This is a genomic window from Variovorax sp. YR216, from assembly GCF_900107745.1.
Lineage (GTDB): Bacteria > Pseudomonadota > Gammaproteobacteria > Burkholderiales > Burkholderiaceae_C > Variovorax.
In genome coordinates this window covers 583974-597162 of record NZ_FNRO01000002.1, presented here as the reverse complement: position 1 = coordinate 597162, position 13189 = coordinate 583974, and the positions used below count along the sequence as shown (strand labels likewise).

The 13189-nt window shown below is 64.6% G+C and carries 13 protein-coding genes and 2 tRNA genes; 4 read left to right on the top strand and 11 right to left on the bottom strand.

The annotated features are described in order from the left end of the window. The first annotated feature begins 61 nt into the window (after nucleotides 1-61). Nucleotides 62-1048 carry an NADPH:quinone oxidoreductase family protein gene (locus BLW05_RS07700; protein WP_093161523.1) on the top strand — a complete coding sequence of 329 codons (987 nt, stop codon included), beginning with the start codon at nucleotides 62-64 and terminating at the stop codon, nucleotides 1046-1048. Nucleotides 1049-1113: 65 nt separating this feature from the next. On the opposite strand, the gene BLW05_RS07695 is transcribed toward BLW05_RS07700, so the two are convergent. From BLW05_RS07695 to BLW05_RS07665, 7 genes are all read right to left on the bottom strand, one after another. Further along, nucleotides 1114-1452 carry an H-NS histone family protein gene (locus BLW05_RS07695; RefSeq protein ID WP_093161521.1) on the bottom strand — a complete coding sequence of 113 codons (339 nt, stop codon included), beginning with the start codon at nucleotides 1450-1452 and terminating at the stop codon, nucleotides 1114-1116. A gap of 117 nt (nucleotides 1453-1569) precedes the next feature. Then, nucleotides 1570-1645: transfer RNA gene (locus tag BLW05_RS07690), tRNA-His, on the bottom strand. A gap of 29 nt (nucleotides 1646-1674) precedes the next feature. Next, on the bottom strand, nucleotides 1675-3588 hold the full coding sequence (locus tag BLW05_RS07685) for a SurA N-terminal domain-containing protein (protein ID WP_093161520.1): 1914 nt from the start codon (nucleotides 3586-3588) through the stop codon (nucleotides 1675-1677). 75 nt (nucleotides 3589-3663) lie between these two features. Continuing rightward, a tRNA-Val gene (locus BLW05_RS07680) sits at nucleotides 3664-3739 on the bottom strand. Between the two features lie 17 nt (nucleotides 3740-3756). Further along, a complete protein-coding gene (locus tag BLW05_RS07675) occupies nucleotides 3757-4029 on the bottom strand; it encodes an HU family DNA-binding protein (protein WP_007830705.1) in 273 nt (90 codons plus the stop codon). Nucleotides 4030-4249: 220 nt separating this feature from the next. Then, the gene (locus BLW05_RS07670; RefSeq protein WP_093161518.1) at nucleotides 4250-5335 is read right to left on the bottom strand and encodes a tartrate dehydrogenase; all 1086 of its coding nucleotides are present in this window, start codon (nucleotides 5333-5335) and stop codon (nucleotides 4250-4252) included. 3 nt (nucleotides 5336-5338) lie between these two features. Further along, nucleotides 5339-6229, bottom strand: a complete 891-nt coding sequence (locus BLW05_RS07665; protein ID WP_093161517.1) for an alpha/beta fold hydrolase — start codon at nucleotides 6227-6229, stop codon at nucleotides 5339-5341. Nucleotides 6230-6304: 75 nt separating this feature from the next. On the opposite strand from BLW05_RS07665, the gene BLW05_RS07660 reads away from it, so the two are divergent. Then, the gene (locus BLW05_RS07660) at nucleotides 6305-7249 is read left to right on the top strand and encodes a LysR family transcriptional regulator (protein ID WP_093161515.1); all 945 of its coding nucleotides are present in this window, start codon (nucleotides 6305-6307) and stop codon (nucleotides 7247-7249) included. 6 nt (nucleotides 7250-7255) lie between these two features. Here the strand turns inward: BLW05_RS07660 and BLW05_RS07655 are convergent, their stop codons facing one another. From BLW05_RS07655 to BLW05_RS07640, 4 genes are all read right to left on the bottom strand, one after another. Then, nucleotides 7256-8137, bottom strand: a complete 882-nt coding sequence (locus BLW05_RS07655; protein WP_093161514.1) for a DMT family transporter — start codon at nucleotides 8135-8137, stop codon at nucleotides 7256-7258. Then, complete coding sequence (pgsA, locus tag BLW05_RS07650) at nucleotides 8134-8700, bottom strand: CDP-diacylglycerol--glycerol-3-phosphate 3-phosphatidyltransferase (protein ID WP_093161512.1); 567 nt, start codon at nucleotides 8698-8700, stop codon at nucleotides 8134-8136. Before pgsA ends, BLW05_RS07655 begins: the two co-directional genes overlap by 4 nt. Before the next feature lie 149 nt (nucleotides 8701-8849). Continuing rightward, entirely contained in the window at nucleotides 8850-10808 is a 1959-nt protein-coding gene (gene uvrC / locus BLW05_RS07645; RefSeq protein ID WP_093161511.1) for an excinuclease ABC subunit UvrC, read from the bottom strand. Between the two features lie 4 nt (nucleotides 10809-10812). Continuing rightward, complete coding sequence (locus tag BLW05_RS07640; protein ID WP_093161509.1) at nucleotides 10813-11295, bottom strand: OsmC family protein; 483 nt, start codon at nucleotides 11293-11295, stop codon at nucleotides 10813-10815. A gap of 2 nt (nucleotides 11296-11297) precedes the next feature. On the opposite strand from BLW05_RS07640, the gene earP reads away from it, so the two are divergent. Next, nucleotides 11298-12416, top strand: coding sequence for an elongation factor P maturation arginine rhamnosyltransferase EarP (gene earP / locus BLW05_RS07635; protein WP_256330099.1), 1119 nt, complete (start codon nucleotides 11298-11300; stop codon nucleotides 12414-12416). A gap of 118 nt (nucleotides 12417-12534) precedes the next feature. Beyond that, nucleotides 12535-13089 carry an elongation factor P gene (gene efp / locus BLW05_RS07630; protein ID WP_093161506.1) on the top strand — a complete coding sequence of 185 codons (555 nt, stop codon included), beginning with the start codon at nucleotides 12535-12537 and terminating at the stop codon, nucleotides 13087-13089. The last annotated feature ends 100 nt before the right edge of the window (nucleotides 13090-13189 follow it).

Sequence of the window (13189 nt, the reverse complement as noted above, 5' to 3'; positions counted from 1 at the left end):
CCGAGGCCTATCATGCCCCGCACTCTCAATCATCACTGTCCTATCTACAGGAGACACGAGCATGCATGCATGGCTCTGCGAAAACCCCGTCGGCGTCGACGCGCTGACATGGAAAGAACTGCCGACGCCCCAGCCCGGCCCGGGTCAGGTCCTGATCGAAATCAAGGCCGCCAGCCTGAACTTTCCCGACCTTCTGATCGTTCAGAACAAATACCAGATCAAGCCCCCGCTGCCTTTCGTGCCGGGGTCCGAATATGCCGGCGTGATCGCTGCGGTCGGAGAAGGTGTCAAGGACCTGCGCGTGGGCCAGAACGTCGCATGTCTTTCCGGCACCGGCGGGTTCGGAACGCACACGCTCGCACCGGCCGCCTTGTGCATGCCCTTGCCCGATGGATTTGGCTATGTCGACGCGGCCGCATTCATCATGATTTACGCGACGTCGTGGCACGCACTGATGGATCGCGCCCAATTGAAGGCGGGTGAAACCGTCCTGGTTCTCGGCGCGGCTGGCGGCGTCGGCACGGCCGCAATTCAGATTGCAAAAGCGGCGGGCGCCAAGGTGATTGCCGCGGCCTCCACAGACGAGAAATGCGAACTTTGCCGGTCCATTGGTGCGGATGCGACGATCAACTACACGACGCACGGTCTTCCCAATGCATTCCGCGACGCGGTCAAGGCTGCGAGCGATGGCAAAGGACCGGATGTCATATACGACCCGGTGGGCGGCGAATTCGCCGAGCCCGCATTCCGGTCGATCGCGTGGCGTGGCCGCTATCTGGTCGTCGGTTTCGCCGCTGGCCCCATTCCCTCGCTGCCGCTGAATTTGGCCCTTCTCAAGGGCGCGTCGCTGGTCGGCGTGTTCTGGGGAGATTTCGCCAAGCGCGAACCCAAGGCCAATGCACAGATGATGGCCGAATTGGCCAAATGGTACGGCCAGGGCAAGATCAAGCCGGTGATCGACAGCACCATGCCCATGGCGGACCTCAAGGCCGCCTACGCACACATGGGCTCGCGCGGCGTGAAGGGCAAGCTGGTCCTCGTCAACTGACGCGTCACACGGCAAACCAATAAAAAAGCCCGCGAATCGCGGGCTTTTTAGCTCAAGCGCAAGGCTTACTTGATTTCGAAATCGGACAGCGATTTGCCCGCAGCCAACGCCTCCGTCACCCAGCGCGGCTTGCGACCGCGGCCGCCAGACCAGGTTTCTCCGGTCGGGCTGCGGTACTTTGCAGCCGCCTTTGCCGGTGCCGCGACCACGCTCCTTCTGCCGCCGCGCACTGCGAGTTTCAGATCGGAGGCCGTCAAACCGTATTCGGCGATCTTCTTGCGCACTTCCTCGATCACGCCAGCCCGTTCTTGATTTCTGAGCTCTTCGGCTTGCTTGCGCAATTGCGCAATCTGCTCGTCGTGCTTCTTGATCTGGGAATTGATGTCGGCAAGGGTTGAGGCCATCGGTGCGAATCCTCCGAATTGGAAAGCAAAAATTCTAATTGAAATTCGAATTGCAGCAAACGAGGCGCACAAAAAAAAGCGCCGACCCGAGGGTCGGCGCTTTTGATCAATGCAGTTTGGGGTGGCTGATGGGACTCGAACCCACGACGACCAGAATCACAATCTGGGACTCTACCAACTGAGCTACAGCCACCGCAGAGCCAGCTATTGTAGCGTGAAAAACTACCTTTCGGCGCTGATGGCGGAATCCGATGGCTTCGGCACCAAGATTTCGGCCTTGAAGCGGTTCTTCAGCATGTCGTAGTAGGCAGCCGTCTCGGCTGCGCCGACAGCTTGTCCGTACTGCTCGCTTTCCTGCTTGGCCACTTCCGGCGTGGGCGGCGTGCGCGGCACGGCCTTCACGACACGCACGACAGCGAAGCCTTGCGCCCCCAGATCGGCACCCACCAGCGCCGGCAGCTTGGCACTGTCGGCACGCAGCGCGGCCTCGATGACTTGCGGCGGCTGGGATTGCGTTTCCAGCCTCGAGACCGTGACAGGCGAACCGAACGCGGCGCCGGCCGGATTGGCCTGCCAGGCCGTCAGCTTGGCCGTACCCTCCGCCTTCGCGAGGGCCGCCGAACGCTCCGCAACGAGCTGGGCGCGGACCTTGTCCTTGACCTCATCGAACGGCAGCGCACGCGCCGGCGAGTACTGAGTCACGCGCCCGGCCGCGAGCTGGTTCGCGCCGATCTCGATCGCTTCGGTGTTGTGCTTGCGCTCGAGCGAATCGGGCGCGAAAAGCGCGTTCAGGAAATTCCGGTTTGCCAGCGGGCCCGAGCCGCCCGGCAGGGGCACCCGTCGGACGTTGTTCGCGGTCTGGATGGTGAGATTCAGCTTTTCCGCAGCAGGCTTCAGGCTGTCGGGCTGCTGGTAGACGATGTCGGTGAATGTTTCGGCCGCCTTGGCGAACTCCTGAGTGGCCTGCTGGCTGCGGACTTCGTTCTCGATGGTGGCGCGGACCTTTTCGAACGGTGGCACCACCGCCGGCTTGATATCGTTCAGGTGGATGATGTGGAAGCCGAATTCGGTTTCGACAACATTGCTGATATCGCCTTTCTTGAGCGCGAACAGTGCATCCTCAAAAGGCTTGACTGTGGCGCCTCGCGTCACGAAGTCGAGATCGCCGCCCTTTTCCGCGGAAACGGGATCCTGCGAATTCTTGCGTGCCACTTCCGCGAAAGTGGCGGGCGCCTTGCGGACTTCAGCAAGCAGTTCCTCCGCCTTTGCACGCGCCTTCTCGCGCTCCGCGGCGGGCGCACTCGCCGGCGCGGCAATCAGGATGTGGCTCGCGCGCCTCTCTTCCTTGCTGCCGAATCGGGCGCTGTTCTGGTCGTAGTAGCTGCGGAGATCCGCTTCGCTGATCGCGATGTTCTTCTTGGCCGCTTCGAGATCGAGCACGAGGTATTCCACATTGGCTTCTTCCTGCGCCTGGAACTGCGCGGAATGATCCTTGTAGAAAGCCTGCATGTCGGCGTCGCTGACACTGACCTTGGAAGCGAAATCGGCCGGCTTGAACAGCGCCACCTGGATCTCGCGACGGTCATAGAACGCATTGAGCGTCGCCGCGGCCTGTGCGGCGCTCGCGAATGCGGTCCCGGAAATGCCGAGCGACACCTGCTGCGTCGCGAGTTCGGCACGGATCGCGGCTTCGTACTGTTCCGGCGTGCGGCCGGTAGCCCGCAGGAAGCCTTCGCGATCGAATTTGCCGTCCGGCGTGCGGAAGGCTGCGAGGCCGCTGTTCTCGGCAAAGAGACGGGCAAGCCGTTCCTCGGAAACCGCCATGTTCGACTTCGCTGCGGCGGCGGCCAGCACGCGATCCCGCACCATGCGCTCCAGCGTGGCATAGCGCGCGGCATCCGAGTCGAGCAGGGCCGGCTCGATGTTCGGCGCCTGCTGGCGAATGCGGTCGACCTCGTTGCGATGCTGCTGATCCCATTCCGGGCGCGTGATGTCGGCGCCATCCACGCGAGCGACCTTCTCGGCCTTGCCGCTTCCCTCGTAGCGATTGACGCCGAACAGCACGAACGACGGAATGATCAGCAAGAACAAGAATCCCATGATGATCTTGTTGTACTTGCGGAAGGAATCAAACATGCTGGAGCACTCTCTTTGACGGATTGCGAAACGGCAACAAAAAAGGCGAACGCTCTGTTCGCCTTTTGTATCGGGTGGTGGGTGCTGAGGGGTTCGAACCCCCGACCTACGCCTTGTAAGGGCGCCGCTCTACCAGCTGAGCTAAGCACCCCACCGGAAACATTGATCTCAGTTCAAGGCGTCCTTGAGCGCTTTGCCGGGACGGAACTTCGGAATCTTGGCGGCCTTGATTTTAATCGCGTCGCCGGTGCGCGGATTGCGACCGGTGCGCGCAGCACGCTTGCCCACAGCGAAAGTACCGAAACCGACGAGCGACACCGAGCCGCCTTTCTTGAGCGTGGTCCGAATGGCGCCGATGGTGGACTCGAGTGCGCGCGTAGCGGCTGCTTTGGAAATGTCGGCGTTTTTTGCGATGTGCTCAATCAGTTCGGTCTTGTTCACAAGGGCCCCTTGTAGAAAAAATGTTGATCAGGGTCAGAAGCGATCCCGTCCTCGCGACGAATGCCGCGAGGTGCAAATTGGAATTGGGTGACAGTTCTGACGCGCCGGCAGCGCACTGCCGACAGGGATTACAACCACTGGTCTACGGGGTGTCAATAAGACACTCACCCCATAGACCACAACGAGGAGCGCGATTCTAGTGGCCTTTTGCGATGCCCTCTCAGAGGGCCTCCGCAATGGCCTTTCCGAGGTCGATCGTGCGTCCGGTTCCGCCGATGTCGGGCGTGCGCGGCGCGCCGCTTCGGGGGTCGAGCACCTTCTCGATCGCGGCCAGGATCGCATCGTGCGCAGCCTTGTGGCCGAGGAACTCCAGCATCATCGCGCCGCACCAGATCTGGCCGATCGGGTTGGCGATGCCCTGGCCCGCGATGTCCGGCGCCGAACCGTGCACGGGCTCGAACAGCGAAGGCGTCGTGCGCTCGGGATTCAGGTTCGCGCTCGGGGCAATGCCGATCGTGCCGGTGCAGGCCGGACCGAGATCCGAAAGGATGTCGCCGAAGAGATTGCTCGCCACCACCACATCGAAGAAGTCCGGCCGCTGCACGAAGTGCGCGGTGAGGATGTCGATGTGGAACTTGTCGAGCTTCACGCCGGGATAGTTCTTCGACATCGCCGCGACCCGCTCGTCCCAGTAAGGCATGGTGATCGAGATGCCGTTGGACTTGGTCGCGCTGGTGAGGTGCTTCTTCGGCCGCGCCTGTGCGAGTTCGAACGCGAACTTCAGCACCCGGTCCACGCCCAAACGCGACATCACCGTTTCCTGCACCACGATCTCGCGCGCCGTGCCTTCGTACATGCGGCCGCCGATGCTCGAGTACTCGCCCTCGGTGTTCTCACGAACGATGTACATGTCGATCTCGCCCGGCTGCCTCGGCGTGCCGTCGCGGCGCACCACCGGCGCCACGATGCCGGGCATCAGCCGCGCCGGCCGCAGGTTGATGTACTGGTCGAACTCGCGCCGGAACAGCAGCAGCGAGCCCCAGAGCGACACGTGGTCCGCGATCTTCTCGGGCCAGCCGACGGCGCCGAAGAAGATGGCATCGTGCCCACCGATCTGCTCCTTCCAGTTGTCGGGCAGCATCTTCCCGTGCTTCTCGTAATAGTCCCAGCTCGAGAAGTCGAAGTGATCGAACTTCAGGTCGATTCCGAACTTGCGGGCTGCCGCGTCGAGCACGCGCAGACCCTCGGGCACGGTTTCCTTGCCGATGCCGTCGCCGGCGATGACTGCGATTCGTTGGGTGCTCATGTCTCAATCCTTCGGGGTTGCGTTGAAAAACGAAAGCGCCTCGGCGACCAGTTCGGCGGGGGCTTCTTCGGGAATGTAGTGGCCGCAAGGCAGTGTGCCGCCGGTGACGTCCTGCGCCCGTTCGCGCCAGAGCGCGAGCACGTCGAAGCACCGGCCCACCACGCCATGCGCGCCCCACAGCACGCGCAGCGGCATGTCCAGCGTGCGGCCGGCCAAGATGTCGGCGCGATCATGTTCGAGGTCGATGGTCGCCGACGCGCGATAGTCCTCGCAGATCGCGCGTGCCGTACCGTCGATGGCCGCGCATCGCTCGTACTCTGCAAGCGCCTCGGGCGCGAACGGGCCGAGCCCCGCGTGGCGGCTGCCCATCACGCTGCGCACATAGCGCGCCGGATCGGAAGCGATGAGCGCCTCCGGCAGCGGCGGCGGCTGGATCAGGAAGAACCAATGCCAGTAGGCGCGCGCAAAAGCTTCCGTGGTGTTCTCGTACATCGCGAGCGTCGGCGCGATGTCGAGCAGCATCATGCGCTCCACCGCCTGCGGATGATCCACCGCCAGCCGATGCGCCACGCGCGCGCCGCGGTCGTGCGCGAGCACCCCGAAGCGCTCGAAGCCATGCGCGCGCATGACCGAGAGCGCATCGAGCGCCATCTCCCGCTTGCTGTAGCGAACATGCCCTTCGTCCGCTTCGGGCCGGCCTGAATCCCCGTAGCCGCGCAGATCCATCATGACCACATTGAACCGTTCCGCCAGCAGCGGCGCAACGCGATGCCAGATGGCATGCGTCTGCGGATGCCCGTGCAGCAGCAACAGCGGCGCGCCGCGCCCCCCTGCTTTTCCGTGCAGCCTCACGCCGTCGCGCGAGAGATCGAAGGAGGAAAACGAATCGAGCATGCGCGCATTTTGCGTTGCGCCTGATCAACCCATCAAGCAACAATCAGCCAATTGATACTTTCCATAATGGCAGTAATGGAACGCAGCGATCTGGAACTCGTCGTGGCCATCCGCGATCGCGGCAGCCTGGCCGCCGCAGCGCTCGCGCTCGACGTGGTTCCCTCGGTCGTGACCAAGCGGCTCGGCGCGCTCGAAGCCCGGTTGGGACAGCGGCTGTTCGACCGGACGACCCGCAGGCTGAGCGCCACGGCGGAGGGGGAAGCGGTGTGCCTGCATGCCCGCGCCCTTCTCGATGGCTTTGCGGCACTCGAGAACGAGCTCGGCGAGCGCCAGACCCAACTGAGCGGCACGATCCGGCTGGTCGCGACTTTCGGATTCGGCCGGCTCTGGCTCGGGCCGGCCCTGGCTTTGTTCAACGAGCGCCATCCAGGGCTGCACATCCAGCTCACGCTCGCGGAGAAGCTCCCCGACCTCGGCGCCGAGGGCTACGACGGCGCAGTGTGGCTGTGGGCGCCGCAGCCCCGCCATGCTGGCGATTGGGTGACCAGGCGCATCGCTCGCAACCAGCGCGTGCTCGCGGCTGCGCCGGCCTACCTGGCGCGACGAGGCCATCCGTCCGACGTGGCGTCGCTCGCTTCGCACGATTGCCTGGTGGCGCGTGAAAACAGCAGCGGCGACGAACGCGAATTCGCGCTCTGGACGCTGCGCCACCTCAAGGAGGGGAGCAGCGCCCGGGTCCGCGTGCGCGGCCCGCTTTCGAGCAATTCGGGTGAACTGGTGCGCGATTGGTGTCTGGCCGGACGTGGCGTGATGCTGCGAAGTCTCTGGGATATCGCGCCCAACCTGGCTTCGGGGCAGCTCGTTCGCGTGCTTCCTCAATTCGCGATGCCTGACGCCGACATCCAATGGATTGCGCCATGGCGCCCGAAGACGCCGAAGCGTGTCCGGCTGTTGATCGATTTCCTCGTCGAGCGCTTTCGCAACGAGCCGTGGAAAGCCGCAGGCGCTCGCCCGTCCTGAAGGCCCTCAGCGCTGGCCGCGGACCGCGAGGCTCACGCCCACGGCCGTCATCGCGATACCGGCCAACGTCATCGCCGTGATCGGTTCGGCGAACAGGATCCACGCCATCACGGCCGTGCACGGCGGCACCAGATAGAGCAGGCTCGTCACCGCCGTCGCGGTGCCGCGCTGGATCAGCATGTAGAGCAGCGAGCTGCCGCCAAGCGACAAGGCGAGCACCGACCACGCCATCGCGCCGCCCGACGAGAGGTTCCATTGGATGCTTTCGTGCTCCATCGCCGCGAAGGGCAAGGTGACGATGAACGCCGCGCCGAGCTGGATCGCGTTGGCGCTCCGCACGTCGCAAGGTGCCACGAATCGCTTCTGGTAGAGCGTGCCCGCCGTGATCGAGAGCAGCGCGGTGATCGCCAGTGACATCGTGAGCAGGCTCACTTCGCCGCCCTGCTCCAACTTGCGCCACACCACGAGCACCAGGCCCGCAAAGCCGAGCAGCAGGCCGAGCCATTGCCGACCGGTGACCACGCCGCCGCGCAAAGACAGCCAGACGGCGGTGAGCACCGGCTGGATACCCACGAGCAGCGCGACGAGCCCCGAACCCATGCCGGCCCTGACGGCGGCCCAGACACCCCCCAGATATCCGGCCTGCATCAGCACGCCGGTGACCGCGAGATGCCCCCACTGCACGCGGTTGCGCGGCCAGGCGACACGCGCGAACACAACCCAGGCGACAAAGCAGATCACCGACAGCGCATAGCGCACAACCAGGAACTTGAGCGGCGGCGCGTAAGGCATGCCGTAGCGCGCCACGATGAAGCCGGTGCTCCAGATCAGAACGAAGACCCCCGGCATGGCCCGCAACCAGCCCGCCGGCCGGGCCGTGTCGATCATTTGGCGCGCGCCCGGATCTCGGGAATGGCTTTTTGCAGGTAGTAGACCATCGACCAGACGGTGAGTACCGCGGAGATCCAGATCAGCCACTGCCCCCACGCGCCCGTGTCGATCGTGCCGAAAAGCATGCCGTTGAAGAGCAGGAACGGGATCGCAATCATCTGCACCGTGGTCTTGATCTTGCCGACCATGTGAACCGCGACGCTCTTGCCGGCGCCGATCTGCGCCATCCATTCGCGCAGCGCCGAAATGGCGATCTCCCGGCCGATGATGATCAGCGCCACGAAGACATCGGTGCGATTGAGATGCACGAGCACGAGCAGCGATGCGCAGACGAGAAACTTGTCGGCGACCGGATCGAGGAAGGCACCGAAGGCGGAAGTCTGGTTGAGCTTGCGCGCGAGAAAGCCGTCGAGCCAGTCGGTCGCCGCGAACACGATGAACATCACCGTGGCGATGAGGTTGCGCATCGGCTCCGACAGCGGCAGGTAGAACACACCCACGATCAGCGGAATCGCGACGATGCGCGCCCAGGTCATGATCGTTGGCAGGGTCCAGAACATTACGGCGAGTATATGCAGGACATAGGCACACCCCCAGGCTTGCTCGCTTCGCGTAGCCGCCAACCCCCTTGCAGGGGGCGCCGCCTGCGGCCCGGCAAAGCCGGTTCCGCGGCAGCTCCCGCAAAGAAGTGTGCGCGCCTCGGGACGGGCTAGTGAAGTGCCTTGTAGATTTCCTCGGCGAGATCGAACGCGATGCCTTCGACCGAGGCGATGTCTTCGACACTTGCTGCGGCGACCCCGCGAATTCCGCCGAAGCGTTGAAGGAGGCGCGCACGACGCTTGGGTCCGATCCCCGGAATGTCTTCCAGCTGGCTGCCGCCGACACGCACCTTCGCGCGCTTGGCGCGCATGCCGGTGATCGCAAAGCGGTGCGCCTCGTCGCGGATCTGCGCGACCAGCATGAGCGCCGCCGAATCGCGACCGAGATAGACCTTCTCGCGGCCATCGGCAAACACGAGCTCCTCGAGGCCCACCTTGCGGCCCTCGCCTTTCTCCACGCCGACGATCAGCGACAGCGGCAGGCCGAGCTCGCTGAACACCTCGCGTGCCATCGACACCTGCCCCTTGCCGCCGTCGACCAGCACGAGGTCCGGCATCCGCGCGGACCGGGTGCCGGCAGGCGCATCCGAGCCCGCACCCGCCGCATCGCCGGCCGGCGGCGCGTCGGTCTCGGCGGCCATCGCCTCGGCGAGCTTGCCGTAGCGGCGGTGCAGCACCTGCCGCATCGCGGCATAGTCGTCCCCGGGCGTGATGCCTTCGATGTTGTAGCGGCGGTATTCGCGGTTCTGCATCGCGTGACGCTCGAAGACCACGCAGGACGCCTGCGTCGCCTCGCCGGCGGTGTGCGAGATGTCGAAGCACTCGACACGGAAATTCTCGAGGTCATCCGGCGCGAGCTCGAGCGCATCGACCAGCGCGCGGGTGCGCGCCTGTTGTGAACCTTCCTCGGCAAGCAGCCGCGCGAGCTGCAGGCTGGCATTCTTGCCCGCCATCTCCAGCCAATGCCGCCGCTGCTCGCGCGGCTGGAACACCGCTGTGATGCGCGTGCCGGCCTGCTGCGAGATGGCCTCGATCAGCTCGCGGCTCACCAGCTCGCTGAGCACCAGCGTGGCCGGTACGGGCACGTCGATGTAGTGCTGTGCGATGAAGGCCTCCAGCACCTGCACCTCGACGGGTGCGGGCGGGGGCGCCTCGTCGTCATCCCCTGCGCCCTCGCTGTGCTGTATCAGGGCAGCGTCCTCGACATGCACCGGGAAGTACGCCCGGTCGCCCAGATGCCGCCCGCCTCGAACCATCGCAAGATTGACGCAGGCCTTCCCGCCCTGGACCTTGACCGCCAGGATGTCCACGTCCTTGTCCGACGCGATCTCGACCGACTGCTGGTGCAGCACGCGCGACAGCGCCGACATCTGGTTGCGCAGTTCGGCCGCCTGCTCGAACTCGAGCTTCTCGGCATGCGCCATCATTCGCGCCTCGAGCTGGGTGAGCACCGCCTGCGTATCGCCCAGGAGGAAGGCCTCGGCATTGGCCACGTCCTGCGCATAGTCCGGCGGCGCGATGTAGCCGACGCACGGCCCGCTGCAGCGCTTGATCTGGTAGAGCAAACAGGGCCGTGTGCGGTTGCTGTAGACCGTGTCCTCGCAGGTCCGCAGCCTGAACACCTTCTGCAGGAGCTGGATCGATTCCTTGACCGCCCAGGCGCTCGGGTACGGCCCGAAGTAGCGGTGCTTGCGGTCGACCGAGCCGCGGTAATACGCCAGCCTCGGAAACTCGTGCGAGGCGATCTTCAGGTAGGGATAGCTCTTGTCGTCGCGAAACAGGATGTTGTAGCGCGGCTTGAGCGTCTTGATCAGGTTGTTCTCTAGCAGCAGCGCCTCGGCTTCGGAGCGCACCACCGTGGTCTCCATGCGCGCGATCTTCGAGATCATGTGGCCGATGCGGGTGCCGGCGTGGTTCTTCTGGAAGTAGTTGGCGACGCGTTTCTTCAGGTTGCGCGCCTTGCCCACGTAGAGCACCGCCCCCGCCGAATCGAAATAACGGTAGACGCCAGGCAGTTGCGGCAGTGCCGCGACCTCATTGAGCAATTGTTCGGAATGTGTCTCTGACATCGGTTTACTGGGGAGCCGCATCCGCGGGCACCGGTTCGCACCGGACCTCGGTCTTCACGGAATTGGCGATGAAGCATTCGTCGTGCGCCGCGTGATGCATTTCCTCGATCTGCGCAGTGGAAGGGAGGCGCTCGCCGGAGAACCGTACCTCCGGCCGCAGCGTGACCACGGTCATCGCGATCTTGCCTGCGGCGTTGGCGCCCATCCGGCCGACGGCCCGGTCGACATAGCTCTCCACGCAGAAGCCCCGCGCAGCCGCGATCGACAGGAACCACAGCATGTGGCAGCTCGACAGCGAGGCGACGAAGGCTTCCTCGGGGTCGACGGCAGCGGGGTCGGACAGCGGGACCGGCACCACATGCGGCGACGACGAGCCTGTCCATTCGGCGCCGCCGTCGAAGCGGATCGCATGGCGGCGGCTGTAGCGATTGCCGACGAAGTCCTGGCCGCCGCGTTGCCAGGTGATTTCGGCCGTGTGCTGGGCCATGGATGCTGTCTCCGGTGAATCGAGTGGGGGCTGTAGAGTATCCCGCGATGCGCTGGGACATTTTCTGCAAGATGATCGACAACCATGGCGACGTCGGCGTCTGCTGGCGGCTCGCGACCGGACTCGCGGGCCGGGGCGAAAAGGTGCGCCTCTGGATCGACGAGCCCTCGGCGCTGGTCTGGATGGCGCCCGCCGGGTGTCCGGGTGTCACGGTGGTTCACTGGACGGAGCGTGACGCTGCGCGGCAAGCCGCTGGCGCGCCGGCCCCGGACGTGCTGATCGAGGCCTTCGGCTGCGATCCCGCGCCGGAGGTCGTCTCGCTCTTCGCCCGTCAGCAGCAGCCTGAAGGAGGAGCGCGGCGCCGCTGGATCAACCTCGAATATCTCTCCGCAGAACCGTACGTCGAGCGGCTGCATCGACTGCCCTCGCCTGTCTTCCGGGACCCCGGTGCGGGCCTGACCAAGCACTTCTTCTATCCCGGCTTCACCACCGCGACCGGCGGCCTGCTGCGCGAACCCGACCTGATGGCGCGCCGCGAAAGCTTCGACCGCGCAGCCTGGCTCGCCGCGCACGCGATTCCCTGGCAGGGCGAGCGGCTGGTGTCGCTCTTCTGCTATGAACCTCGTGCGCTCGACAACCTCCTCGGGCAGTTGGAAAGCGCAGGCGAGCCGACCCGCCTGCTGGTGACGGCCGGCCGCGCCACCGCCGCGCTCCCGCCGGGGCCGGCCCAGCGCGGCGCCCTGTCGATTTCCTGGCTGCCCTACGTATCGCAGACCGATTTCGACCATCTCCTCTGGGCCAGCGACCTCAACTTCGTGCGCGGCGAGGATTCGCTGGTCCGCGCGCTCTGGGCGGGCGCGCCGATGGTGTGGCAGATCTATCCTCAGGACGACGACGCGCACCACACCAAGCTCGACGCCTTTCTCGACTGGATGAAAGCGCCGCGCTCGCTGCGCGATTTCCATCACCGCTGGAACGGCATTTCTCCGAGCCCCCTGCCCGTGCTCGACCGATCGACGCTCACGGAGTGGGCTTCGGCGGCGCACGCCGCGCGCGAATCTCTATTGGCACAAGAGGATCTTTTGACCCGCCTGATTCGTTTCGTGACCCAAAAAAGCTAAAATTGCGGGCTTTGCGGAATTCCGGCTTGGGCAGCTCCTGTCGCCCCGGCATCCCCTTTTCCGCCGAACCCGCCGCGGTGCAGATGCAACGAGCGGCCTACATCCAGAGATCCTGATTATGAAAATCGCTCAAGAAATTCGCGCCGGCAACGTGATCATGCACGGCAAGGACCCCATGGTCGTCCTCAAGACCGAATACAGCCGCGGCGGCCGCAATTCCGCCACCGTGCGCATGAAGCTCAAGAGCCTGATCGCCAACTTCAACACCGAAGTGGTCTTCAAGGCCGACGACAAGATGGAGCAGATCATCCTCGAGAAGAAGGACTGCACCTACTCCTACTTCGCCGACCCGATGTACGTCTGCATGGACACCGAATACAACCAGTACGAAGTCGAAGCCGAGAACATGGGCGACGCGCTCAACTACCTCGAAGACGGCATGCCGGTCGAAGTGGTCTTCTACGACGGCAAGGCGATCTCGGTCGAACTGCCGACCAGCGTCGAGCGCGAGATCACCTGGACCGAGCCGGCCGTCAAGGGTGACACCTCGGGCAAGGTCATGAAGCCCGCGAAGATCGCCACCGGCTTTGAAATCGGCGTTCCGCTGTTCGTCGCGCAAGGCGACCGCATCGAAATCGACACCCGCACCGGCGAATACCGCAAGCGCGTCTGAGCGATTCGAGCGTTCACTCTAAAAGGCTCCTTCGGGAGCCTTTTTTGCGTTCGTGCACCAACACCGGGCCCGGAACCTGCAAGGCGCAAAATGCTCACCC